Genomic DNA, 25,424 nt, shown 5'->3' on the forward strand with positions numbered 1-25,424 from the left:
TGTCAGATAGAACCATGTGCTTTGCTTGTATATCTTTGAATGTCAGATACTTAAATATAAACAAGCGCACTGGTTTTATCTATTTTTCCTCCCCAATATTTCAACGTTTTATTAATCGAACTCAGGTTATCAGGTAGATTTTACCCAAAGTGCGATGCAATACCACTCTTTTCCTCAACTTTTCAGAAAACTGAAAAACGCCGGTAAGGAGGGCGATTCCCCCAAAGCTGATGTGCATGTAAAACGCCAGGAGCCAGAAAAAGCTTGTTCTCAGCACCTCGGGTTTTTGAGCAGGGAAACCTCTGTCAGGAGTGAAGCTCAAATACGAAAAAGCATAGCCTGCAACGCTAATGGAAAGAAACACAAGCAAGCCCCATAAGATAATTTTAATCCTTTTATTCATGAGTTTTTTCAGCCAAATAAGTGCTTTTCAAAAACGTTATCGCCTCATCCGGTAGGATGAGACCTAATGTTGATGAATCTTTTGATGGCGTTCCCGATGTTCACTTGGGCTGATGCCTGCATATTCTTTAAAAACCCGATTGAAGGATGCCTTGGAATTGAAACCGCTGTCAAGGCCAATACCCAGCAAACTAAAATGTGCGAAGTCTTCGGAAACAAGCTTTTCTTTTGCCGCTTCCACCCGTAGCTGATTGACAAGTGAGTAGAAAGTCAGGCCTTCCTCACTACCTATCGCTTGTGAAATATAATGCCGTGGTTTGTCAAGCGCTTTTGCCAGATCGTCCAACGTGAGGTTTTGTCCCAGGTACAGCTTTTGTTTCGCCAGCAGCATTTTTATTTCGTCAAGCAACGCCTTCTCATCGTCGGATTTGAGCCCTGACTTTTTATACCGCTCTACAGTGACAGCCTCTTCGCTAGCCATGTCTTGTGAAATATATTTCACAAGAATGTTTTCATACTTCAAACCATGGTAGCCTAGAAAAAGCACAAATAAGCTTACGGCAATAAAAATGTAGTAGTTGTTATTGTCAGGTAAACGAGCGTCTGCAATTTGGCAGTAGGCGTAGGTCCCCAGCACCACGGCCCAGATGCCAGCAAGGCCCCAGGAAAGCCGCTGCAGCCATAGTAGGTTAATCCTCTCAGTGGAGGAGAAAAAGTCCCTGAGGCCACTTCTGAACCGTTTCAGTCGAACAAGGAGAAAAATGACGTAGACGGGGCCTGAATACAGCGTGAGAAAATTACCCAGCACTGCCTGCCATGGTGGGTTTTGCCACAAGGTAGAGGCAAATTGAGCTTTCTCCTCAGGAGGACTTAGGTAAAAGTCATAGATAGAGACATTCAGAAATACAAATGGCACAAAATGGATCAACCACCAGGGATTGAATCGCTTGGCACCAGAAAGCAGGGCAGCAGCGTAAATCCACAAAAATGGCCCTTCTGCTATGGGCATAAACCAGCTGAAGCCAAGGAGATGAGGATGTTGGCTGGTAAAGCCAGAGTAATCCCAATAGAAGCCCAGGAGGTGAAGCCCAATAAAAATTAGCCAAATCAGGAGAATGTTGTCTGCGATGGACTTGTCCTTTTTTCTACCCAAAAGCAGGGCAAAGAAGAACGCCTGAGCAATGCCCACAATGAAAAGAAAATCCATACAGTAAATTGCCGATTGTCGATCGAAATGTCAATCAAGATTTCGTGATACCAAAATCCTGCTGAATCTCCTCCAGTGATCGTCCTTTTGTCTCTGGCATCATAAAAATCACGAACACTAGCTGCAGCACCATCATGAAAGCGAAAAAGAAAAAGACGAGTCCCGGGTTGCCTAGCCCGCTCATCATGGCTGGCATGAATTGCGATACCAGTGCCGCCAGCACCCAGTGCGTGGAACTGCCAAACGACTGACCGAACGCCCTGAGGTGTGTGGGGAATACTTCAGATATGAATACCCAGATAACTGTGCCTTGGCCAATTGCATGAGCGGCTATAAAAAGGAACAGAAATACAGGAACGGCCATTCCTTGCCACTGCTGAAAAAAGGCTATCCCAACAAGGCTCAGCGAAATGATATACCCGAAGGAGCAAATATACATCAGCACTTTGCGGCCCACTTTGTCGATCAGGTAAAGACCAAGAAGCGTAAAAATCATGTTAGTAATGCCAATGCCGATGCTGCTGAGCAGAGCAGTGCTGGTACCTAAACCTGCGGCTTCAAAGATCCGGGGGGAGTAGTAGAGAAAGGCGTTGATGCCTGACAGCTGATTAAAAAAAGCAATCAGAAAGGCGAGTATTAGCGGAAACCTGTATTTGTTCTGAAAGATAGACTCTCCGGCGTGCCGGGTTTCGTCTTCCTTGGTGGCCAGCACCAGCTCCTTTTCATCAGTTCCGATTTTCTTTAAAATGGCGATAGCCCCTTCTTTGTCGCCTTTGTGAACGTATAACCAGCGGGGGCTTTCCGGCAACGAAAAGGTGGATGCCAGGTAAATGAATGCAGGAAGCGCTTCCATGCCCACCATCCAACGCCAGGAGTTTTCACCGATATCTTTCAGCAGGTAGTTCGATACAAATGCGAGCAGGATACCAAAAACGATATTGAATTGATACAATGCCACCAGCTTGCCTCGCTTGTCGGCGGGGGCAATTTCAGAGATGTAGGCTGGTGCCGCAACGGTTGAAATGCCGATGCCAAGGCCGCCAATGAACCTGAATATTCCAAACGACCAGGGATCCCAGGCAAGCGCTGAGCCCAATGCTGATGCCAGGTAGAGGACACCAATCCAGAAAAGCGTCTTTTTTCGGCCAAACAAGTCGGTGGGATACCCGCCAAATAAGGCTCCCAGCACGGTGCCCCATAGGGCTGCCGATATCACCACCGAGCCATGAAAGAGGTCAGATGTTTTCCAAAGTGCTTGCAGCTGTTGTTCGGCACCAGAGATCACAACGGTGTCAAATCCAAACAAAAGCCCCCCAAGGGCGGCCACAACGGAACTTACAAGCAGGTAGCGATTGGTCTTCATGCAAAGGGTGTTAAGCAGGTGTTTTTGTTCAAGCCCCGTAAAATAGGAAAATAGATTGATTTGACTGAATGTTATTGGGCTTAGTTACCACAGCTGTTTTTTTAATGGGGCTAAAATACCTGATTTTGTTATGGGGCTACGCAACCCTTTTCAAAGCTGGCTTGTCCTCCGGATAGTCAACAGCAAATATCAATTATGAAAGGAATGAAAATACACGCTTCGATTTTTTTACTTGGGCTGGCTTTTATCCATGGGTGCGACGTGCTTGAAACCGACTCATTGCCTGAGCCTGATGCCTCCGCTTCTACCGACCTGGTTACATTGTCTGGCGGTGCTATCGTTTTTTCACTGACTGACATTGTAAACCCTACGTCCGATGCTACGTCACAAATTACCCTGGGACCGTCGTCCGGTAAACTCGAGTCTTTAGGAGGGCAGCTATTCAGGTATGTTCCCAATTTCTCATCTACCGGTGCAGACAAAGCAGTATTCAAAACTACCTTTAGCGGCAGATCAACGCAACGCCTCGATACCATCAATTTTGAGGTGAAGTCAGTAAGCAATGCTCAGGATTCACTCGGCCTGCCCTGCACCATTATTGCTGCCGACGACTATCGTATGATCAGAACGGAAAGCCCTGTTGAAATTGACGTGCTAAGCAACGACTACATATGTTCTGCGCTTTCATTGCCAAGCTCTCCGATATCCATTCTTCAGCTACCTAAATATGGTACTATCAGTGTCAGCGAAAGAGGTTTTACGTTTACTAAGCAGCCATCTATTACTTCGAAAGTCGACACTGTTATTTACAAAGTTTGTTCTTCGGGAAGCAGCCCGGTTTGCGCATGGGGCTTGGTTTATCTGGAATTAGGCGATGTAGCGGGCCCGTGTAATAGTGATATCACTCTGGGTGATGACCACATTGTGTTTACGCAGGCGACCACCGGCACATTGGTAATTAGTGTGTTTGAGAACGACACCATATGCGATCCGACCAAGATTAAGTCGTTCAACATTACGCAGCAACCAGAGTTTGGCGCCGCTGCTGTCCTTCAATTGGACAGCGGAATTGTTACCTACGAGCTTTTTGATAACGATTTTATTGGCGAGGATAAATTCACCTATACGGTTTGTGATACGAATAATCAATGCTACTCAGCCGAAGTGTATGTGACAAAAAGTGCGTGTTTCATCACAGCAAGGGACGATCATTTTTACATTTCCGACACGCTCCATGTTGACGCCGACCAAGCCATATTTGAGATTCTTTTTAACGACCAGCTGTGTAGTGAAGATCTCCTGCCTGTCATACTAATGGAGCCTCAGCATGGTTCCGCCGTGATCGATCAGAACAACCATCTGGTGTATAGTGACTTCTCTTCCCTTGAGCAGCTGGATAGTTTGAGCTATAGGCTGTGCAGTGGATCCGACACTTGCAGTGAGGCAACTGTATTAATACAGAGAGAAAACTAGAGGAGTAAAACAATTGATAGCACAAAGGCTGGGAGTGTACACTTCTGGCCTTTCACTGTAAAAAGTCTGGTGACGGAAGAAATAGTAAAAAAGTGTATCAAAAATGACAGGAAGGCACAGGAGGCCTTCTATAACCACTTTAAAAGGCAGGTAATGGGAGTGTGCGTCCGTTATGCAGTCGATCAGGAGGAAGCAAGTGATATTTTCCAGGATGCTTTCGTGAAGATCTTTCTAAAGCTAAAAGGGGTAAAAGATGTGGTAGCGTTGCCGGCCTGGGTGAAACAGGTAACGGTGACGACAGCCATCAACCACTTTCACAAGACTAAAAGGCACAAGTACGATGCGAACCTCGATGAGATAGAAGAGACAGAAGGCGCCGACTACAAATTGCTGGTACAGCAAACGGACAATGAGGCGCTGGTGGGGCTGGTGAATACCCTACCGCCAGGATATAAAATGGTGTTCAATCTCTATGTGGTAGAGGGATATACGCATCCTGAAATTGCCGACAAACTTGGGATCTCGGAGAATACGTCCAAATCGCAGCTGAGCAGGGCAAAGGCGATGCTTCGGATTCTGTTAGAAAAAAGAGGAATTAAAAGCCTGACCAATTATGCATAACGATGAGTTAGATAAGCTAATAGGAGACAGACTATCGGGGTTTGAACTGGATCCGGACAACAGCTCCTTTGACAAAATAGTGAGGGGCGTGGCTAATGCCAGGCGCCGGATGTTCTATCAGTACGCTGCTGCCGCTTCGTTGGCGCTGTTGCTCACTGTTGGAGCAGGCTACTGGTGGATGCAGGAAACGCCGGTGTCAGCTGTTACTGGTCCGGAGGAAGTTGGCCTGCAAGAAAGTCAAATCGCAGGGGAGAAGGCGAAGCAAGTTGCTGGAAAGGGGGCAGAAGAGGCGTCGAAGGAGATGAAAGTTGAAGGAGAAACGGGCCAGGACGAGGCGTTGGACAATGTGGGTAAGGAGGTCGAAGGTAGTATCGATGGTTCCAGCCGCTCTGGTGCCCCGATTACCGATAGGAGTGATGAAAAGGAAACGTCGGGTGGAGAGGAGACCAAAGAAGTTGCTCGACATGTAGCCGTAGCAATTGAGAATGAAGAATCGAATGTTGCTGGAGGTGAAAACAGTATAGGTAGAGAACGGGTTAACTTTTCTTCGGCGCCAGCTCCAAAACAGTGGGCGTCCAGTTCGCTGTTTCCGCCAACCCCGGGTTTTCGGTTTATTCTGCATGTCAGCCCAACAAATGAAGGTCAGCCCGTTGTGGTAAAGCCGGAGCGAGAAAGAAGATGGGCTGTTTATGCGGAAGCGATGCCCTTCTTTAGTTACAATATTTTTGAGGTAAACACCACGGATGAAATCTTGATTACTAACGTGCAGCAGGTACCCGGATTTTCGCTGGAAAGGCTTGGAGTGAGAGGTGAGGTGGGCGTGGAGTATGCGATTAACCGAAAGATACACATACAAACCGGTGTGATGATGTATAGTCGGAATCAGGAGGCTAACCTGATTGTTGGAAAAGTCGATTCTGTCATTGTTTCAAAAAAGGCGGACAACTATAACCTGACTCCGGTTTACATGAGTGACACCCTTAACATGTCAGTTGATATACTGAACCTGGGCCTATTGGTTGGCGTACAGTTTAGGCTAAATGATGGCAAAATAAGGCAATGGGTGGGTGTAAGCGCAGAAATGCACAAGGGGCTGAAGAGGAATATCACCTTCGATCAGCTTGTGAGTCAAGAGAGATCTGCCGGATACTATTCTTTTGCCAATCTGTTTTACCGGGCCGAGTACCCGTGGAAGCCCAGGGCGACCTTCTTTCTTCAACCCACCTTCAATTATTCGCTTTACATGGGCGAACGGTTGGCGACACCTGTGAATGTACGGCCCTATGGGTTGGGTGCAAGCCTGGGCATTCGGGTATATCTGTAGAGGTGAAGACACTCTTTTTTCTGAAAAATGGAAACAGAGAATTCAGCTAGCTCGGCCACTAGTAATCGCTATGACCTGTCCGTAGATTTTTGTCGGGAAACAAACAAAGTTTTCCTTACCTTCCTCACCTGATCAATCGGAACAACATGAAATTTAGACTTTGCTACCTCCTTTTTGCTTTTGTTGTTGTACTAAGCAAGCAGCCTGTCGAAGCCCAGCCCGCTCAGGTGCCACCAGCACAAGACCTGCGCATGTATGACATCGCAAAGGCCGTTTCTTCCGCAAGAATAGAAAAAGACGTCAGGACTTTGGCTGGCTTTGGTACCAGAAGCACTCTTTCGGATACAGTTTCAGCGACGAGGGGCATTGGAGCTGCCCGCAGGTGGATCAAAGCTGAGTTCGATAAAATATCGAAGGACTGCGCTGGGTGCCTTACAGTCACTTATCAGCACAACAAGGTGCCGGCAGATAAGTTTGCCCGCATCAAAGAGCCAACTGTCGTTACTAATGTAATTGCGATTCAAAAAGGAACAGTGAATCCAAATAGCTACATCATTATGTCGGCCGATATTGACTCAAGAGCCTCAGACGTGATGGATGGAAAAATAGATGCCCCGGGTGCGAACGACAATGCTTCTGGCATGGCCGGCGCCATTGAGGCGGCCAGGGTGCTCAGCAAGTATAAGTTTCCGAATAGTATCATCTATGTAGGCCTTTCAGGTGAGGAGCAGGGTCTTGTGGGGGGCACCTACATGGCCGAAATGGCCAAAGAGCAAGGTTGGGACATCATTGGCGTGATGAATAACGACATGATAGGCAACATCGAAGGGGTAGATGGAGTGATTGATAACCGCACATTCAGGATCTTCTCTGAGCCTACGCCTGTGACAGAAACCGATGAAGAAAGAGGAAGTCGTCGTTTTTATGGCGGAGAGGTGGATGGTATCAGTCGCCAGCTTGCTCGATATGTACACAAGACCGTTTCCACTTACATGCCTGAGATGAACCCAATGATGGTTTATCGCCTGGACAGGTTTGGGCGAGGTGGGCATCACCGGCCTTTTAATGATGTGGGCTATGCCGGTATAAGGATCATGGAAGCCCACGAATACTACCCACGCCAGCATCAGGACATCAGGGTTGAGAATGGCATTCCTTACGGCGATGTGGTGGAAGGAGTGAACTTCGACTACGCTGCCAAGCTGACTGCTGTCAATGCGATTAACCTTGCCAGCCTGGCCTGGGCACCCAAAGCACCCGCAGAAGTAAAAATTGGAGGAGCTGTTCAGCCAGCTACCAAGCTTGCCTGGTCTACAGTTGACGATCCGAACCTGGCTGGCTACAGAATTTATTGGCGAGACACTACTGTGCCGCAATGGGAGAGCAGCCGGTTTGTTGGTAAAGTGAATGAATTTACCCTGGAGGGATTTGTTATTGACAACTACTTGTTCGGAGTGGCGGCCGTTGGCAAGGATGGAAACGAAAGCCTGGTTGTATTTCCGTCATCATTGATCGGTAGATGATAGTTACGAACTCCAGAGGTTTCTATAGACGAAATGTATTTTTGAGAAGGCTGTTAAAATAGTCACGTCTATTTGCCTAATTGCATTAAATTTGTCGTTTGATGCGATTTTTCCTTTTCGGCGCTCTCTTGCTGGTGAATCTGCAGTATGTTAGTGCGCAGTCGTTGCAGAGTAACACCAACTTTCAACTTTGGATAGACCCCACGGTCAATTATAGCCTTTCTACCAAAACCCGATTTTCTAGCGATGTGTACTATCGAACCAGGCTCAACGACATAGGCTGGAAGCAAACTGTTTTAAGGCCAGGCATCAGCCATTCTATATCGGAGAAGGTAACAGTGCTGGGAGGCGTTGGGTGGTTCCGTACAAAAGACCACGAGACACCACCAAGGAACGAGATTAGATATTGGGCTGGTTTGCAGTACACACATCATTTGTTTTGGAAAGTGGACTTGCAGCACTATTTCAGAGCGGAAGAAAGGGTGTTTTATCAGGAAGGTGCCGACAACTACCAGAACCTGCGGCTTCGTTACAGGTTGGGGTTAAATTATCTTTTGAAAGAAAAAGACGAGAATGGAAAAAGTGCTCAGCTGGCACTTCAGTACGAACCTTTTTTGACCACCAACTCCGGTCATTTGAGCGATCAGTTCTTCAATACAGAGCGGCTCTATCTCGGAGTAAGTAATAGCCTTTCTCCGGCGATAAGGGTAGATGCCTACTACATGCTGCAATGGGGCAGAACGTTGAAGGCCGAGCAGTTTTATTTCACCGACCACATCATTCAGGTAAAGTTTGTATACACGATAAATCCGCTTTAGAACCTGAAAAGGCGAGTAAAAAGTGGAAAAGAGACCGGAAAGCTGCCGGGAAGACCTTTAGCTTTCAGTTCTTTGATAAATGGGGTGACGGGGTTCTCGCCCCTTTCTTTGATGTAATTACCCACCGACGACCAGGTGTTAAGGTATCCCTCAAGGATATTTATATCCCATTCGTAAGTCATCTGCATATTTTCGGAGAGCCTCAGTTCTCTGAAAGGAATAGAGATATCGGCATAGCTATTGTCGATGTGTTCTCTTTCAGCATCCCAATAGGGGCCAACTACCTTGCTGTAGAAATGATCGACCGCTGGCTGATAAGCGGGGGGGAGCTGTATCAGGCCGTAGCCCCAGGTGGCCAACAAAGCCCCAGGTTTGGCTACTCTGGTTACCTCATCACAGAATTTGTCTACCTGAAACCAGTGAATGGCCTGCGCTACAGTGATCAAATCGATGGAGGTGTCTGAAATTTGTGGAGCTGCTTCGTCTGCCACAAAACTGCTTAGGTTGGGCATGTTTGGCACCTTCATCAGTTGTTTTATGCTGATATCCGTCGCATACACTTTGTTGAATTTACCTGCCAATACGGCCGCCACTTGTCCATTGCCAGTGCCGGCATCCCAGGCAGCGTCGAACGCCTTTGTATGTGTGTAGAGATGATTGAAAAGAGTCTCAGGGTACTTGGGTCTGAAGGCGGCATAGCCGCTGGCTTTGTCAGAAAATCGATCTTTCATAATAATGCTCAATGGCCTGTAGGTTGGCCCACGGTTACGATTTATAATTTAGGCGGATAATACCAATTAGAAAAGGCGGTGACCTATTTTATTGAATATGGCTAACTCTTCCTGATAGTAGCCAATACGCCTAAAACAGGGCCTGGGGCAAGGGCCAGGAGGGCTAAATTGGGTGAACCGTAGTGCATAAGCCACTGCACCACTTCAATACTGAAAATTGTTATGGAAAAGCCTATGCAGTTGACAATTGTGAGGGCCGTGCCTGTATTTTCCTTCGGTGCCGACTGAGCAACCAGCGTTGAGAACTGTGGCGAATCGGCAATAACCGAAGTGCCCCAAACAAGCAGAAATACTATAAAAAGGCCAAAGGGTAGTTGGTAACCAAATGGAGACAAAGCGCAGCACAACCCGGAAATAGTCAGTGCCACTCTGGCAACAAACCCACTTCCTCTTGCTGCTGAAAGATAGCCACCTGCAATACAAGAAAAGGCACCTGCTCCAATGATGATAAACGAGAACAAGGAAGTATTCAATTGGATCAATGGATGCCCTTCCTGATAGAGCATAAGCACAACAGGAACAAAGGCCCAGAAGGCATAGAGCTCCCACATATGGCCAAAATAGCCGAAAGCAGCCTGTCGGAAGTCATTTTTTTTGAACACCATAAGAGAAACACCGAGATCGATTTTACTGCTGGGCTTTCTGAATGGCCCGTCAGGTACTGCGAGAAACAAGAAAATGCCTCCTAAAGCTGAAATGGCAGAAGTACAGATAAAAACTGCCTGCCAGCTAAGTCCTTGTCCAATGCTCTTGATCAAATGAGGAAAGGCAGTGCCAAGCACCAGGGCGCCAACAAGAAAGCCAAGCGCTTTCCCAAGCCCTTTTTCATGATAATCTGAAGCGATTTTCATCCCCACGGGATAAATGCCAGCCAGGAAAAAGCCGGTTCCGAACCTAATGATCAACAAAGAAGTAAGCCACTGATTGGGCAAAAGCACTAACAGGTTGGCTGTTGCTCCCAGCAGTGCACAGACCATAAAGACCCTGGAAGGGGAGAAACGATCCGAGATACCGAGGAGCGCAAACACCAGTGTGCCGGTGATAAAGCCCAACTGCACTGCGCTTGTTAAGTGTCCTAGCGTGCCGTCGCCTAGCTGGTAGGTAGCCACGAGATCCCTGGAAACAGCGTTGCCCGCAAACCACAACGACGTACAGGCAAATTGAGCTAACACAATGATGGGAAGAATAGCGCCGACTTTGGGGGGAGTTTGGCTCATTTGCTTCATGCCATTACTGACACCATTTGGAGTACCTGAGCTGCCAGAAGTTTATCACCCTCTACTTTAAGCCAGTCTTTGACGTCATCGGGCCTGATGTTTTTCGAAAACAGCTTCCAGGCTAGTTCGGGGGCTATTTCCACAGCTGCATCTGGCACCCGCCCGGGCTTGTCAACCAGTGCCCAGCTTGAATTTTTCCTTTCCAAATGCCACTCGCCACCAACCTGGCCGCTTACTGCAGCAGTAACCAGCGTACCTTCAGGCGCTGTTATGTTTCTGAATGTATGTGGCAAGGCCATGAAATAGGTAGCCATCAGCGGAAAGAAAAACGCTCTGGTCATTATACCTGGCTGCCCCACAGCTTCCCTTATCTGCTGCTGGTGATGCCATTTTTCTGTGTACTCCCTGGCCAGGTGCATCCAGTTGTAGCTTTTCGTTTCACCCGCCCAATCGACAGCGAAAATGGCTTCGTCCCACGGGTCAAGCGACTCATAGTAGGCCGACGTCAGCGGGCCGGTTGCCTGGTGAAGTATTCGAAGAACATTCGGGCTCAGTCTTTTGCTGGCCTTCACCCAGTCGGCATTGAGTTGATTGAGCCAGCCGACAAGGTCTTCATAAGCTTTTATCGGAGGAGGTGCTTCGCCAAAGTATCCATCACGTTGGATAGACAAAGTTCTAAGATTACCGTCCAGCAAATGGGCAGCGACATCCTTCACGTTCCAGTGCTTCGCAGGCGTCGATTTTTGCCAGTCATCGTCATTCAATGAGGCCAGCAGCTTCATCAAGGCCTCGTCGAGTGGGCGAAACAAATGCGCTACCTTAATGGGTGGAGCTTTCGGTGATCGACTCCTAGTTGGCATTTTCAATAATGAAAGATCCGACATCTTTCTTGAACTTCTCCAACGAAGGTTGGTGGGTATACATCATATGGCCTGCCTCGTAATACTTCATGATAATATTGTCCTTCACTTCTTTTGTCAGCCCAAGGTGGTTGATGCTGTGTTCCACACCATAAAAGACAGTGGCAATATCGTAGTAGCCGTTGAGGATCAACACTTTCATATTGGGCGCTTTGCTCATGGCTTCGGCCATGTCGATGCCCGTATTAATGGCGGCAGTTGCTCCCCAGGCAAAGTTGCCTTTGTGCTTCCAGTCCCATTTGAAGCCATCTCTTCTTCCCGCTGTTACCGTGTAGGTCAGTTTTTTATTCACCTTCAGGTCGTTGTGGAAGTAGTGGAGAAAGCCCTGGATATAGGCGGGTGAGATGGCAGCACTTTGCGGGTCGTAGTCAGCAAACTGGCCGATGCCATCCTGGCTGATGCCTTTGTACCTGGAGTCGAGGCGCCCGACAGTATTTCCTTCGTCTCTAAGCAGTTCCTGAAAAAACTCATCGGCCTGAACCCGGAGATCGGCTTTAAACCAATAGTCTGCGGAAACACCTGAAAGTGCGCTTAGCTTTGCCGCCATGGCCGATTTCTCTGATGCTGAAAGCTGGTCTCCTTTAAAAAGAGCTGGCGTGTATTCTTCTTCAGTAAATTTTCGCACTGTGGCCATGTAAGCTTCCACGGTGGCTGGTTTGTTGGCGACTTTGTTGTGGTACCAGGCCGTTGCGGCGTACGTTGGGAAGTGTACGATATAAGGAAGGTCGTCGTTCGGAGGAAACAGCAGTGTTCTCAGGTCGAACACTGCGGACACCATGATCACACCATTCATCGCAATGCCCTGATCCAGCAGGCTGTTCATCACTCCGGCGTTTCTGAAGGTGCCATAACTCTCTCCCAAAAGGAACTTTGGCGAGTTCATGCGACTGTTGTCGATCAGGTACTGCGTGATGAAAAGACTGATGCTGCGAATATCCTGATCCACACCCCAGAAGTCTTCGAACTTGGCCTTGCCTACCGGCACGCTTAGCCCAGTGCCCACCGGATCAATCATTACCAGGTCGGCTATATCCAGAATGGAGTAATCGTTATTCACTAGCTGATAAGGTGCGGCATTATTGAAGTTTGGATCGTTCACAACAATGCGTTTCGGGCCCATTACGCCCATGTGCAACCAGAAAGAGGAAGAGCCAGGCCCACCGTTGTAGGAGAAAACGATGGGTCTGGTAGACGGAGCACCTTCCTTCACGTAGCTCGTAAAGCCAAATAGCGCAATAGGCTCATTGTTCTCGTCTCGGAGCTGAACAGTACCAGCTTTGGCAGTAAGCTCGATGGAGGTGCCATTAATTTTTACCGTTTGTTTGGTGGTGGCCACTTCACCTTCGGGGATCGGCCCCGTTGGTTTTTCACTTTCCTTTTCCTGGGCAGTGGCGTTGCCAAAGCAGATGATAACGATAGTCAGGTAGAGTAGTTTTTTCATAAGCTATGAGGCTGTATTAATTGGTTGACCAAGCCGAATGTAAAAAGACCTTTGAACTTTTGCACTCCACCGGTCAAAATCAACGGAGTACTTAGTGAATTGGCTGGTCGGCAGGTCGGCTCCTCTTCCACCTTCTGTGCGTCCATAGCCAAAACTCCGGATGTTTTTGTATGTCCGCTTCTAAAAGCGCTACATGTTTTTTTGTGATGGCGCCAAAGGGTTCTTTGGTAGCGTCCTTTGTTATCAATTCGAAATCCATTTGATAACAACCTCTTTTGACTTTGATGATTCTGCCAAACACGACAGCACAGTCTTGCTCGACAGCATATTTTTCTGTTCCGAAAGCCACGCAGGTTTCCTGGTTGAGGAAAGTGGTCCAAAAAACGTTCTTACTCTTGGTCGGGAACTGGTCAGCACCAAACACAGCAGCGAACAGTGGGCCATCTTTTGCTTCAAAAATCTCCCAGAAACGTTTCTTTGGGTACATCTGCAAGCCATACTTACTTCGTGAGTCTTTCATTAGCTTGTCCACCCCTTTGTTTGCGAGAGGTGTGTACAGAGCCATAGCCTGATGTGGGATTTGCTCGTCGATGGCTACAGCCAGCATTTCCCAGTTGTTGTAGTGCCCTCCCGCAATGATGATGTTCTTATTTTCAGCAAACAGATCAGTAAACACCTGCTCACCGGTAATCCTGCACCTTCGAATGGCTTCTTCTCTTGAAATGCTGAAAATCATCAAAGATTCCACCATCAGGTCACAAAAGTGCGAATAGAACTTCCGGGTAATTTCCAGCACCTCGTCTGGTGACTTTTCCGGGAACGAGGCCGTTATTTGTTTGACAACAATCGACTTTCGATAGAGGCCGCCATAGAACAGGATAAACGAAAGGGAGTCGGAAATGCCGTAGAGCAGCCAGGAGGGCAATAGAGAAACCGGCTTGATAAAGCAGTAGTAGAACAAGGTAAACATAAGTAGGCGTAGGTGGTTAGTTGAACCTAATCAACCGGCACCGGTTGGCGCAGGCCGAATCCGAAAGATAGCAATATCAGTTGAACCAGTGACATAGGCTGTTTTAAAGCAATCCTTTTGTGCCATCACAGGTAAATACCGCCGATCGCATGGTATGCTATTTGTCCAGCGCCACTCTTATATGCGAACCTTCTACCAGCTGGAAGGTGGCTGAAGCAAACTTTATCTTTCCATTACTTTTGTCGACTTCATCCAGAATTCTTGTGAAAAGCAGATCCTTGGTGCTTCTCCTTTTTTTGTAGTCCACGGCATAGCGAAGAGTAAACTCCACCCAGTTATCGTTGGCTGCCAGCGTGACCATTGGTTCAGTAGAAGCATCTTCTATCATGTACTTTTTCACCATCCCTGCCCATTCCTGCCGGGCTGTGGCGGTATAGCCTCCTACAATTTCGGCTGCCACTTTGTTAAGCATATTTTTCATTTTTTGATAGTCGCTGCCAAACTGAACCGGCAGTTTGATCTCGTCCCAAAGAAAGGGAAAGTCGGTGGAGTAGTTAAAAACCGGTTCTTTGAAGACAAAGCTGTTGGCAATTCTAACTATTCGACCATTGTAGAGGTCTCCGTTTACCCACTGGCCTATTTCCATCAGCGTAGTCCGCAAAACACCAATATCAATGACATCCCCCTTTATGCCTCCCAGTTGTACCCGGTCTCCCGTTTTGTAAAAACCACCGAAGACAATGGCCATCCACCCTGCAACACTGGCTATCACTTCCTGTAGTGCAAATGCTATGCCTGCACCGGCCACGCCGAGCGCCACCGTAAACCCGCCCAGCTTATCGCTAAAAACGACCGTTATCAGCACTACTACGAGAAAGTACCCAAAAAACGAAATCGCCTTTTTTGATTTGTACCTTATTTTAGTGTCTTCAATTTTTCCGGAAAACGTTTTCCCAATGAATTGGGTAATGGCCCAAATAACTGCAATACCGATAAACACTGTCACCAGTTTCCCGACGGTGGGATTGTAGAGGTACTCTTTTGCGAAATCTTCCATGGCTTACTTTTTAGGCTCTGGGCTGCTCTGCTTACTATTCACATTGAATGCCGGTGCCTGATAGTCCTTTGGCAGATAGTTGACTGGAGTAGTTACCATATTACCATCTCTAAGTGCACGGTAATGTGGCGACAATATTTCTACCCCACTTTCATTGAATTTGTCCTGGATATTCTGGTGCAGGTCGGAATAAGTCCTTGGCATTTTATTGGGCTCGGCGGTATAGGCATTGAGCTGGTAGGATACATAGTAGTCATCCAAACTTGTTTGCAACACAAACGGCTTGTGGTCATTGTTGACGCCATCGGTAGCCAGCGCAGCGGCAATCAGTAATTCATGAACTTGTTTCCAGGGCACGTCGTACCCAATTGTTACGGTGGTATGGAGAATGAGTCCTAACTCTTTGCTGGACGTCGAATAGTTAATGGTTTTACCTCCAAGGATACTGGCGTTTGGTACGGTGATGTCCTCGTTTTTTGGGGTCCGAAGCCGGGTAACAAGCAAAGACTTTTCGACCACATCCCCAACAATGTCATCAATTTTGACCCGGTCGCCTACTTTAAAAGGCCTCATGTAGGTGATAACCAAGCCGGCAACAGCATTGGCAATAGCAGTGGATGAGCCTAGTGAAAAAAGAATACCCAGGAAAACGGAAACGCCTTGAAAAATCTTAGAGTCGGACCCTGGAAGATAAGGGAAAATCACAACAAACATAAAAGCGTAAAGCAACACCTTGATGATATTGAATGTGGGCATTGCCCAGTCGGCATAGAAGCCGGTGAACTTTAGCCGTTCAGCAGCAATCTCTTGTGCCACAAATTTTATGAACTTGATAGCGTAGTGCGTCGCCAGATAGATAATTACAATAGAAAATACATTAGGCAGGTAGCTGAAAATGGAAATAAGGATACTTTTTGTTGGTTCCCAAACCCAGCCGAAGAGGGTAGCAGCCCACCCTCTTGTGAAGGGAAACACACTGAAAAGCAATGGAAGGGAGATGTACATCAGCAATCCGAATACTGCCCATTTCAGAATCGTGCTGATTCGCAGAGTTAAATCCAGCTCACGCTTTGGAGGAAGAATCTCGTAGTCTCTGAACCTGATCCCGTGGAAAAGGGAATCTTTCTTGACGATAATCAAAAGATTGAGTTTACGAAAAAGTCGATTGAGTAGATAAATTAGGCCATAGGTACCTGCGATGATGAGCAGGGTAAGCGCCACTCTCATCAGTATATTTTTCCAGCTATTGGCATCTCTTTCAGCTTCAATACCTTTCGATATCGCAGTTGCATGCTCAGTAGCTAGTGCCTTCTTTTCCCTTCCAACCCAGAGTGCATCTGTGTCGGTCACACTCATCAGGATCATTTCCCCAAACGTGATGTCGGCTGTCGACTCATTAAGAATAACCTGGAGAGAATCCGGTTTGAAGTTGTCGTCGTGATAAAGAACCTCAATCTTTTTTGTGATATTGGCTGCTCTTTCTTTAGGCATCACCGGGCCCAGCTTTGTGAAAACCATAAACAAAGTATCTCCGAACGGGGTGACGGGATAACCTACAGCCGTTTCCTTCAGCTGATTGATTTTTTTAAGTTGCTCGGCCTTTCTTGTGGAATCCTGTATTTCGATGTTCCTGACCTGACGCAGCAGATCGGCTTGTTTCAGCTTATCATTTTCCTTTAGCAGGTTGATTTGTTGAAGAAGCTCAGCCTTTTTTACCGAATCATCAATTCTTTTTTGCTCGCTTCGCCTGACAAGATTGGAGTATTCTTCCAGTTGATTAGCTATCGAATCGCTTATGTACTGCGCTCTTTTTGCTTGTTCGACAGAATCGGACTTTGCAACCAGGCTGTCAGCTGACTGGCCTTGGCTGTTGAAACAGCTGATTATGGCTATGAGGAGTGATAAAACTTTGAGTTTCATATCATTGATATTTCAGTTACAAAGTTACTCTAATTCAGACGAATAGAGATGATAACAATCAGACGTACCGCAAGCTTCTCAAGCTGACTATTGTCTTCCCCCCAACTTAATTCGCCACGACACGCCTGCATCAACAAACCAGTCGCTGACACCGTCATTTTTGCCATAGCCGACGGACATATCAAGAAGAAAATCATTGTTGACAAGATAGGAGAGACCGGTATTCCACCGGTTGTCAAAGTCACCGTTGAATACGGTGCCATAGTTTTCAATAAAGCTGCCCACCTTTTCAGCCAAAGGAAAGGATAGATTCACTGTGTAATTGAATGCCGGATCGGTATTGTTACCCGTCCAGGCCACAGCCCAGTTGGTAGTAAGTCCTAGCTTGTCGGTGAGTCTCTGGCCGTGAATAAGCATGATCCTTGGTGCAAGGTTAGCAGCTTTGTAGTCCTCATCCACAGCTGTGAACCGGGCATCGGCCTGGATACCAAGGGAGGGCTTTTCTCCATGGCCGTCAAGTAAGTTGTAGCGGATGCCTGCATTCCACATGCCCAAACCACCTGCTGTCAAATCTGAGACACTCGTTTTGTCATGGCGCAGAGCAAAAGCGGACCTGATCTCAAGCCTTTCAAGAATTCCGTACCGCAACGACGCCAGGTAGGTGTAGTTGGTGCCAGTGACATCGGTGTTGCCTACCGAGTATGCGTTATAGGTACCTCCGGTTTGCACCTGAAAAACATTTTTCCCGGTGGTAAACGGCCCAACCGATTGTCCAGGCCTGGCACTGCGAATGGTGGGGTTGTACTGAGCAGCGGCCTTTGGTATTGAGAGGCAAGACAACACAAGCATCAATAGGCCAACCATCAGCTGATAGTTTGGCTTGGGTAGTGTACGAATAGCCATTAGGGTGGGTCGTTTTTTTTGCGCAATGTTAGTACAAATATTGAACACTATATGCGATAGTTACAAACAAAATAATTTATCTGATAGATTTTTAAAACTGTCTGTAAATCAGGAGTTTCTTGCTGATTAACTATAAAACAACAACAAGGGTTTACTTTGTTTTTGTGAGGGCCTCTATTTCTTGATCCAGCTTGTCCCAATCAGTGAATTCAAGCTCATCTTTGTCCTCAAAGTCTTGCTTCTTGAAAACAAGCCCGAGTGTCATCAAAACACTTGTGGCGATAATGACTATCAAAAGAATGGCATCGCTGAAGGCGTCATTTTTCCATTCGTCGGGAATGGAAAAAAACAGAAGGACAGTAATTAAACCTCTGGGCGCAATCCAAACTTGAGGGCTGATGTTTTTGACAACAATCGACTTTAGCAAAATGTACCTCACCACGTAAGTCAGTACTAGAATAGTAAGGGAAGTAATGAGTGCCAACACGTCGGTGAGGCCCGAAAAATCAAGCGTCATTCCAAAAATGACAAAGAAAAATGTTCTCACCACAAAGGCAGACTCCATCGTCACCACATGGAAGTCTTCCAAGATGTGCTTCAGGGCTGTTTCATCGATTAGTTTCTTCAGCTTGCCCCTAAAGAAAATAGTATGATTGCTCAGCACAAGTCCGAACACCATGATAATAAGGAGGGAGGAGAGGTGAAACATTTTGCCCGTTGAATACAACAGCACCAAAACAGCTATGAGAAAGAACAGCTTCACTTTGGTCGTCAGCTTTTGCAGGAGAAGCACCAGTGAGTAACTGATAATGATAGAAAGGGCGATAGTAATCAGGATACTGCTTGAGACCTCCCACACCACACCTGCTGTGGTGGCAGTTTCGGCGCTCCCAAGCAAAAAATAGAAAAACATGATGCCCAGGATATCTGAAAAGGTACTTTCATAAATCATAAATTCCTTTTTCGAGCCGGACAGGTTGCCGACGCTGGGGATAATGATGGCACTGCTGAGTATCGAAAGCGGCACTGCATAGATTAAGGCAGTGTAGAAATCGTCGAAGAAAAAATACTTAAGAAGGTAGGCAATACCAATGGACGTAGCAATGAGCGACAACAATGCCACCAAAAATGATTTTATCAGAAGGGGCTTTTTTTCTTTGGTCAGCTTCAAATCCAGGGCAGCTTCGAGCACAATCATGATAAGGCCAACCACGCCCAGTAGCTCCAGCGCTTCCATAATACCCCTTTCCAGGTTGATGTCGTAGAAGTTTAAAAGCTCCTGAAAGCCTACACCCAGCCCAATTAATAGCAATACACTTGGAATATTAGTTTTCTTCGAAAACTGATTAAAGAAGTACGAAGCAATGATGATGATCGAAATAGCGATAGTTTCGCTATAAGCATTTAGCATGTCCATACCTGGATGTTAATTTTGAGATATACTACAAAGAGAGCTACTTTTAACTGAAAGCAAAAACTCCTGTCAGGTACGAAAATAGCAGTTTCAATTCTTAACTAGCATTAAATTAGATGATCAATGTCGAAGAGCAATAAGTTCGGAACTTTCGGGGGAGTATTCACGCCATCCATTCTTACCATCCTTGGGGTGATCATGTACCTGAGGCTACCAATGATTGTTGGTGAGGTGGGGTTATTGACTACGCTGGGCATCATTTTGGTTGCTCACATTATTTCCGTAACAACAGGCCTCAGCGTATCGTCCATTGCTACCGACAAAAAGGTGGAAGCTGGTGGCACTTACTACATGATCAGCCGTAGCCTGGGGCTACCCATAGGAGGAACACTTGGGCTGGCTTTGTTCGTAGGGCTTTCGTTCAGCGTCAGTTTGTACCTTATTGGATTTTCGGAAAGCTTTCTCAGCTATTGGGGTTATGAGACCACTGTTAATAATATAAGGATAGCAGGTAGTATTGTGTTGATGGCAGTAACTACACTTACTTTCATCAGCACCTCTATGGCCATCAAAACCCAGTATTTTATTATGGCGGCTATTGTGTTATCCCTGGCCTCCATATTTCTGGGCACACATGACCTTGGGCCAACGGATGTAACCGAGGGTATCTCTTCTTCCACTGTGTCAGTCATGGTGTTGTTTGGGATATTTTTTCCGGCAGTCACAGGGTTTGAGGCCGGTGTTTCTATGTCTGGTGATTTGAAAGACCCTAAAAAATCGATTCCAGCCGGGTCTCTATTGGCTATTGTGGTTGGATTTATTGTTTATATAGGGTTCGCCTGCTACTTGTATTTTACGGTAGACGCAGGTGTGCTGGCTGCTGACTCAAATGTGCTGTTGAATATTTCCTGGGTACCCGAGCTGGTTATCGCAGGTATCTGGGGGGCAACGCTTTCTTCTGCACTTGGTAGCATTCTGGGGGCCCCCCGTATTTTGCAAGCTATCTCGACCGATAAAATCGCTCCCCGTTTTTTTGGGAAGGGTTACGGCAAAGCCAATGAGCCCCGCAACGCACTGTTGCTTACTTTCCTGATCGCTGAGGCCGGTATTCTGATCGGAGAACTCGATGTAATTGCCCGGGTGGTGTCTATCTTCTTCATCACCACCTACGGATTTCTCAATGTCAGTGCGGCTTTCGAGTCGTGGACTAGTTCCGATTTCCGGCCTGAGTTCAAGGTGTCTGGCTGGATCAGCCTCCTGGGTGCTCTCGCCTGCATGCTTGTTATGATCCAGCTTGATTTCGTGGCGATGGTGGCCGCTGTGCTCATCCTCGGCTTGTTGTTTTTATTCCTGAAGCGCCAACAGCTAACATTGAACTCCGGCGACGCCTGGAGCGGGGTGTGGGCGTCGTTGGTCAAAACGGGTCTTACCCGGCTTAAGAAGGAAAAGATTCATACAAGAAACTGGAGGCCCAATATTATTATGTTTAGTGGCAGACCCGATACACGACGCCACATTGCTGAAATGGGAAAAGCCATCGCCGGTAATCTGGGTATTCTGTCGGCCTTTGAATTGATAGAAACCGATGAGAAAAACTTATCAAAAGCGGAATCAATGCTGGCCACCACCGATAGCGAAAGTGAGTACTTTTCTTATAAGTTTGGCTGCACAGACATTTACTCCGGCATGGACGAAATCACCAGAGTGTATGGCTTCTCCGGTGTAGAGCCCAACACTATTTTGATGGGCTGGAGCAGAGCGCCAAAAAACAAAGAGCAGTTTGCAAAAGCATTACGAGGCTTCCGCCGGGGTGGATACAACAATATTTTTATTGACTATCACGAAGACAGGAAGTTCGGCCAGCTCAGCACCATTGATATTTGGTGGGGGGGCAAAGGCCCCAATCTGAGTTTTTCACTGGCGTTGGTTAGAAACCTGGTAGCTTCCAGCCTGTGGAAACTGGCAAGGGTGAGACTGCTGATTATTGACGAGTCAGGTGCTAACCATGAGGGTATTTATAAGGAGGCAAAGGCCATTCTCGAAAGCGCCAGGCTTGACGTGACTGTGCGGGTGATCAAAGGCGAAGGAGACAACAAGAAAATTATAGCGAGAGAGTCGGCTGAGACCGATTTGGTAATGTTGGGCCTCGATGCCAGAACGTTGGATCAAATAGATGAGTATTATGATGGTGTGAATGAGCTCCTCGATAAGCTTGGCACCACGATGGTTGTGAGTTCATCGACTTATTTTGAAAGCTTTGAAATAGCGGAGAAGGTAAAGGAGGTGCCATCGCCAGATTCCAGTGGCTTGTTGAAAGCAATTCCAACGGTTCAGCCGTCCAGGTTTCCCGAAGTCACAGTTAACATCTACAAGATAGATCAAAACGGGCGGAAACTTCAGAAGCTCCTTTTTGCGAAGGGGTTTAGAAGGTCATTTGAGAATCACAGGGTTATTCTCGGCGAGCTTCAAACACTCTTGAAGACTATTGAGAAGGAGCTGGCTGACATTAAAAAGCTTAAGGAATCGTATAAAAAGGCAAAGGCACTGGATAAACTCCGCAATGAAACGTCGTACCGGCTTAGTCACCTGTTTAGCGAAAAGGTCTTTCAAGGCCTCGTTCCCGAACAAGTAGCTATGCTGAAGGAGGCAACTACTGAGTATATGGAGCGGTTAGAGGAAGATTTCAAACGCTATCCTAAAACGTTGTCTATAAGCTATTCAAAGGAAGCTTTTGCAGAAGCGCCTGCCTCTACGCCAGGCGCCTCTTTTTACAAAGGGTTTAGGAGGGTCGTTCACGTCGTAGCTGGCTACCCACTTACGCACAACGTGGCATTCAGAGCGATGGCGGGCTACTTTCAATGGGGAGGTAGGCTTTCATTCCTTTCCGGGTACCTGGCAAAGCACACCGATAGCGTCTTTGGTTTCTATGCCGACTGCCGTAGTGTGATTAACACGGCCACCACCATATTTGATGAAGAAGAGAGTAAGTGGGCGGCCACGATTCGTGTCGAGATAGAGCAGTTGAACAAACTTTCGGAAGCGCAAAACGAGAAAGAAAGGCTGTTTGAGGCCAGGCTTTTGCTGGAGCATGTCCAAAACCTTCAGCTCATGAGCCATTCGTTGGAGTTACTTTTTCCGATGAAGGAATCCTGGAGGAGGTCTTCCTCCGCCCAATACATCAAAGCTAAAACTGAGGGAATTGAAGCTTTATTAGAGTCTTTCGATTCTGACCTGAAGACGATGCTCAACAAGGTCATTATGGAGCAGGAAATCGACAGGGTGAAAAACAGGATCGGCATTATGCATCGGTCACTCAATGATGGCTTTGCCCACATGATTGAGTCCAGAGTGATTAAAAAGATTGACAAGTACCTCAAACTGCCGATTACGTCTTCAAGGGAAGTGGTGTTTGAACTCGAAACTGACTGGGAATTGGAGCTAAAAGAAACACTGGATTATACAACGGAACGGTTTCTGGAAACGGCGTCGGAAATGCCAGAGACGTTGGAGGTATTGAAGGTAAGAACCTCAGCTGCTCGACTGGAGAGCGAGTCGGTGGAGATACCCGTCAGCAAAATGGCGGAGTATTTTCTGAAGACGAAGCTGATCACCACGCTGGAAGAGCAACATGAGCGGGCGATAGATGGCATCAAGCGAAGCATATATGCTATAAAGGAAGCTGGCAACTTGCTCAGGTTTAAATTAGACAATGCCGAAACTTCCAGCGCCGATCTTTCAATTGAAGATATTTTAAAAGAGTTTTCGCTGAAGGCTGACCAGGAAAAAAAGGAAATTGATAACGTGGTTCAGCGGTTTGTGTCGGAATCTAAAAAGAGTTTTGACGATGCATTTGAGCCCTTAAAATCGTATAAGATAGAGGAGGCAGCGTCAGCTTTCGGCTATGGTTTCAAGAGCATAAAGAGCAGGAAGGTAGCTCAGCTTATTTCCAGGTCGTGGCAGCGGGTAGCTCAGTTGGCATCCAAATCAGTGAGCAAGCTATTGTACAGCAGGAGTGAGGGGCTGCTTTTTGCCAGAAAGCTTTCCAATAGGCAGGAAATTCATTCACTATCCGGTCGCCTGCTGGACCTGAAGGAGAAGGTGAGCCCGCAGGAGAGGGTGATAAGGGAGTTGCCGGGCTACTATGTGAGCCTTTTCAACGGCAGGTCAAGTATTGGCAGAGATTTTTGGGTGCCACGCCCCCGGGAGGAGGCTATTTTTAAGAAAGCTGTTTCAAGGCACAAAACGGGCTATCTGGGGGGAATTCTTATCATTGGCGAAAGAAACGAAGGCAAGACTGCATTTACAAAATATGCGGTGAGCAGCTCAGGCAATGAGAAGAACTTTTATGCTGTTTTTCCACCCTTGCAGGGCACCCTGGATATATCTGAATTTGAAAAATCGCTTCGCAAGGCAACGCTGATGCACGGCAGCACGAAGGAAATTTTGACGCAGCTTCCTCCGGGAAGCATTGTTTCCATCAATGACCTCGAGCTTTTTTGGGAGCGGCAGGTCAATGGAATGAGGATAGTGGAAGCAATTGGCGACCTGATTGATGAGTTCAGCTCAAGGTGTCTTTTCGTTGTTAATGTGAACCCGCATGCCTTTAAGTTAATCGACCAGATAACAGGGTTTTCTCAAAAATTTATTGAGATCATTAATATGGATGCATTTGACGCCGAGATGATTAAAGACGTGATAATGAAGCGCCACAAATCAAGTGGGCTTAGCTTGTCGGTAGGGGAAAATGTGAAGGATATAAGTGAAATTGAGTTGGCCAGGCTTTTTAATAAATATTTTGACTACAGTGGTGGCAATCCCGGTACCGCACTCAACGGCTGGCTGACAAATATCTCCAACGTTTCTCATGATCAAATTGAAATCGCTGTTCCGCCGAAGCTTTCGCTTGCTTTCCTAAAAGAGCTTGATGAAGAATGGGTGATGATACTAAACCAGTTTGTCCTTCACAAGCGGCTCGATGCCAATAAAATCGGTCGGATAACTGGCTGGGATAGTGTGTACATCAGGGAAATGCTCCTTGCTTTGATTCGCTCGGGTGTAGTTGTGGAAAAGGCGACAGGTATTTATATGATTGATCCCTATCTGCTACCTTTTATCATACGCCATTTTAAAGAAAGAGACTTGCTATGAAACCCACAAATCTAACCGGCAAGTTGAATGCTGTGGTCGATGAAATAAGAAAAAGGCTATCGCTAACGACGAGACCAACAGAAGAGCATCCTTTAAAGGGAATTCATGAGTACAGGATAGAAATCCGGCTAAAAGTTAAAGGTGGGGAGCGCCTGACAAAACGGTTTGCAAAGCAAGCAGTGCTTAACGACATGTGGACAATACCAACAAAGGGCATCGTCTTTGCAATACGTGAGCCTGTAGATGGCCTGGTTGAAATGGATATCTCCTACTATGCCATCGCAGCCAACACTGACCACCTCTTAAGTAAACTGCGGGCTATAGAAAACGTTAAAGACGCTGATGTAGCGCAAACACAGGCTACCTAACCCTTTATTTTCAACACGGCTTTCATTACGTCTTTCTGACTGATTTGGCCCACCAGCTTCCCTTCAAGTACCACTGGAAATCTACGGAGCCGACGTTCGAGAAACAGCTTGGCTACGTCAAAAATGGTCACCGAAGGGGCAATACTTACCACTTCTGTAGCCATGTGATCGGCCACCTTTCCTGACAGCACAGGCATGTCGTGGTACTTTCCCCTGACCACCTCTTTCAGGCAGTCTCCTTCAGAAATCACACCCACTAGCTCATTTTCGGCATTGACAACCGGCCCACCGGATATTTTCCTGGCAAGGAGGATGTGAACGACCTCATAAATGGACTGGTCTGGATGGAAAGTCACGAGCCGGGTTGCCATGTAGTCGGCCACCAGCACGGGGTGCATTTCTCTTCGCTTTGGCTTTTCCTCTATTTCACCTCTGAAGCTCTTTACCATAGCTGTGCTTTTTGATGTAACAGAAGTTAATCATTTTCAGGCAGATAAGCAACTAATGAAGTACCGAAGCAGGCATTGAACAGCCTGAAGAGGTG

The 25,424-nt window shown here is 47.0% G+C and carries 20 protein-coding genes; 7 read left to right on the forward strand and 13 right to left on the reverse strand.

Features of this window, described 5'->3' with window-relative positions; all coding sequences use genetic code 11:
- Nucleotides 1-121 precede the first annotated feature (121 nt).
- The 3 genes from GC130_RS08215 to GC130_RS08225 form a co-directional block, all read right to left on the reverse strand.
- Complete coding sequence (locus GC130_RS08215; protein ID WP_151997813.1) at nucleotides 122-403, reverse strand: DUF2306 domain-containing protein; 282 nt, start codon at nucleotides 401-403, stop codon at nucleotides 122-124.
- A gap of 63 nt (nucleotides 404-466) precedes the next feature.
- Nucleotides 467-1,609: a helix-turn-helix domain-containing protein gene (locus GC130_RS08220; protein ID WP_151997814.1), complete on the reverse strand. Its 1,143-nt coding sequence runs from the start codon at nucleotides 1,607-1,609 to the stop codon at nucleotides 467-469.
- A gap of 34 nt (nucleotides 1,610-1,643) precedes the next feature.
- Nucleotides 1,644-2,990, reverse strand: a complete 1,347-nt coding sequence (locus tag GC130_RS08225) for a sugar porter family MFS transporter (protein ID WP_226940420.1) — start codon at nucleotides 2,988-2,990, stop codon at nucleotides 1,644-1,646.
- Nucleotides 2,991-3,176: 186 nt separating this feature from the next.
- On the opposite strand from GC130_RS08225, the gene GC130_RS08230 reads away from it, so the two are divergent.
- The 5 genes from GC130_RS08230 to GC130_RS08250 all read left to right on the forward strand — a co-directional run bounded on the left by GC130_RS08230 (nucleotide 3,177) and on the right by GC130_RS08250 (nucleotide 8,731).
- On the forward strand, nucleotides 3,177-4,445 hold the full coding sequence (locus tag GC130_RS08230; RefSeq protein WP_151997816.1) for an Ig-like domain-containing protein: 1,269 nt from the start codon (nucleotides 3,177-3,179) through the stop codon (nucleotides 4,443-4,445).
- Nucleotides 4,446-4,514: 69 nt separating this feature from the next.
- Complete coding sequence (locus GC130_RS08235) at nucleotides 4,515-5,066, forward strand: RNA polymerase sigma factor (protein WP_151997817.1); 552 nt, start codon at nucleotides 4,515-4,517, stop codon at nucleotides 5,064-5,066.
- Nucleotides 5,059-6,390 carry a hypothetical protein gene (locus GC130_RS08240; protein WP_151997818.1) on the forward strand — a complete coding sequence of 444 codons (1,332 nt, stop codon included), beginning with the start codon at nucleotides 5,059-5,061 and terminating at the stop codon, nucleotides 6,388-6,390. Before GC130_RS08235 ends, GC130_RS08240 begins: the two co-directional genes overlap by 8 nt.
- 146 nt (nucleotides 6,391-6,536) lie before the next feature.
- Entirely contained in the window at nucleotides 6,537-7,913 is a 1,377-nt protein-coding gene (locus tag GC130_RS08245; RefSeq protein ID WP_151997819.1) for a M20/M25/M40 family metallo-hydrolase, read from the forward strand.
- A 101-nt stretch (nucleotides 7,914-8,014) separates the two neighbouring features.
- A complete protein-coding gene (locus GC130_RS08250; RefSeq protein ID WP_151997820.1) occupies nucleotides 8,015-8,731 on the forward strand; it encodes a DUF2490 domain-containing protein in 717 nt (238 codons plus the stop codon).
- On the opposite strand, the gene GC130_RS08255 is transcribed toward GC130_RS08250, so the two are convergent.
- The 9 genes from GC130_RS08255 to GC130_RS08295 all read right to left on the reverse strand — a co-directional run bounded on the left by GC130_RS08255 (nucleotide 8,728) and on the right by GC130_RS08295 (nucleotide 19,367).
- Nucleotides 8,728-9,462 (reverse strand): class I SAM-dependent methyltransferase, encoded by a 735-nt coding sequence (locus GC130_RS08255; protein WP_151997821.1) that lies wholly within the window; start codon nucleotides 9,460-9,462, stop codon nucleotides 8,728-8,730. The two genes, GC130_RS08250 and GC130_RS08255, sit on opposite strands and share 4 nt — an antisense overlap.
- A 101-nt stretch (nucleotides 9,463-9,563) precedes the next feature.
- Nucleotides 9,564-10,739 carry a nitrate/nitrite transporter gene (locus GC130_RS08260; protein ID WP_226940410.1) on the reverse strand — a complete coding sequence of 392 codons (1,176 nt, stop codon included), beginning with the start codon at nucleotides 10,737-10,739 and terminating at the stop codon, nucleotides 9,564-9,566.
- Nucleotides 10,740-10,744: 5 nt separating this feature from the next.
- Complete coding sequence (locus GC130_RS08265; RefSeq protein ID WP_151997823.1) at nucleotides 10,745-11,599, reverse strand: maleylpyruvate isomerase N-terminal domain-containing protein; 855 nt, start codon at nucleotides 11,597-11,599, stop codon at nucleotides 10,745-10,747.
- Nucleotides 11,589-13,100, reverse strand: coding sequence for a S10 family peptidase (locus tag GC130_RS08270; protein ID WP_151997824.1), 1,512 nt, complete (start codon nucleotides 13,098-13,100; stop codon nucleotides 11,589-11,591). Before GC130_RS08270 ends, GC130_RS08265 begins: the two co-directional genes overlap by 11 nt.
- A gap of 91 nt (nucleotides 13,101-13,191) precedes the next feature.
- On the reverse strand, nucleotides 13,192-14,070 hold the full coding sequence (locus tag GC130_RS08275) for a lysophospholipid acyltransferase family protein (protein ID WP_151997825.1): 879 nt from the start codon (nucleotides 14,068-14,070) through the stop codon (nucleotides 13,192-13,194).
- A 157-nt stretch (nucleotides 14,071-14,227) separates the two neighbouring features.
- Complete coding sequence (locus GC130_RS08280) at nucleotides 14,228-15,127, reverse strand: mechanosensitive ion channel family protein (protein ID WP_151997826.1); 900 nt, start codon at nucleotides 15,125-15,127, stop codon at nucleotides 14,228-14,230.
- Between the two features lie 3 nt (nucleotides 15,128-15,130).
- Complete coding sequence (locus tag GC130_RS08285) at nucleotides 15,131-17,047, reverse strand: mechanosensitive ion channel family protein (protein ID WP_201568276.1); 1,917 nt, start codon at nucleotides 17,045-17,047, stop codon at nucleotides 15,131-15,133.
- A gap of 87 nt (nucleotides 17,048-17,134) precedes the next feature.
- Entirely contained in the window at nucleotides 17,135-17,950 is an 816-nt protein-coding gene (locus tag GC130_RS08290) for a transporter (RefSeq protein ID WP_151997828.1), read from the reverse strand.
- 151 nt (nucleotides 17,951-18,101) lie between these two features.
- A complete protein-coding gene (locus GC130_RS08295; protein ID WP_151997829.1) occupies nucleotides 18,102-19,367 on the reverse strand; it encodes a cation:proton antiporter in 1,266 nt (421 codons plus the stop codon).
- Between the two features lie 120 nt (nucleotides 19,368-19,487).
- On the opposite strand from GC130_RS08295, the gene GC130_RS08300 reads away from it, so the two are divergent.
- Together GC130_RS08300 and GC130_RS08305 are read left to right on the forward strand one after the other, a co-directional pair.
- Nucleotides 19,488-24,512, forward strand: a complete 5,025-nt coding sequence (locus GC130_RS08300) for an amino acid permease (RefSeq protein ID WP_151997830.1) — start codon at nucleotides 19,488-19,490, stop codon at nucleotides 24,510-24,512.
- Nucleotides 24,509-24,880, forward strand: a complete 372-nt coding sequence (locus GC130_RS08305) for a hypothetical protein (protein WP_151997831.1) — start codon at nucleotides 24,509-24,511, stop codon at nucleotides 24,878-24,880. Before GC130_RS08300 ends, GC130_RS08305 begins: the two co-directional genes overlap by 4 nt.
- On the opposite strand, the gene GC130_RS08310 is transcribed toward GC130_RS08305, so the two are convergent.
- Nucleotides 24,877-25,329: a CBS domain-containing protein gene (locus GC130_RS08310; RefSeq protein WP_151997832.1), complete on the reverse strand. Its 453-nt coding sequence runs from the start codon at nucleotides 25,327-25,329 to the stop codon at nucleotides 24,877-24,879. The genes GC130_RS08305 and GC130_RS08310 overlap by 4 nt on opposite strands.
- Nucleotides 25,330-25,424: the final 95 nt, after the last annotated feature.

Source organism: Imperialibacter sp. EC-SDR9 (genome assembly GCF_902498805.1).
GTDB lineage: Bacteria > Bacteroidota > Bacteroidia > Cytophagales > Cyclobacteriaceae > Imperialibacter.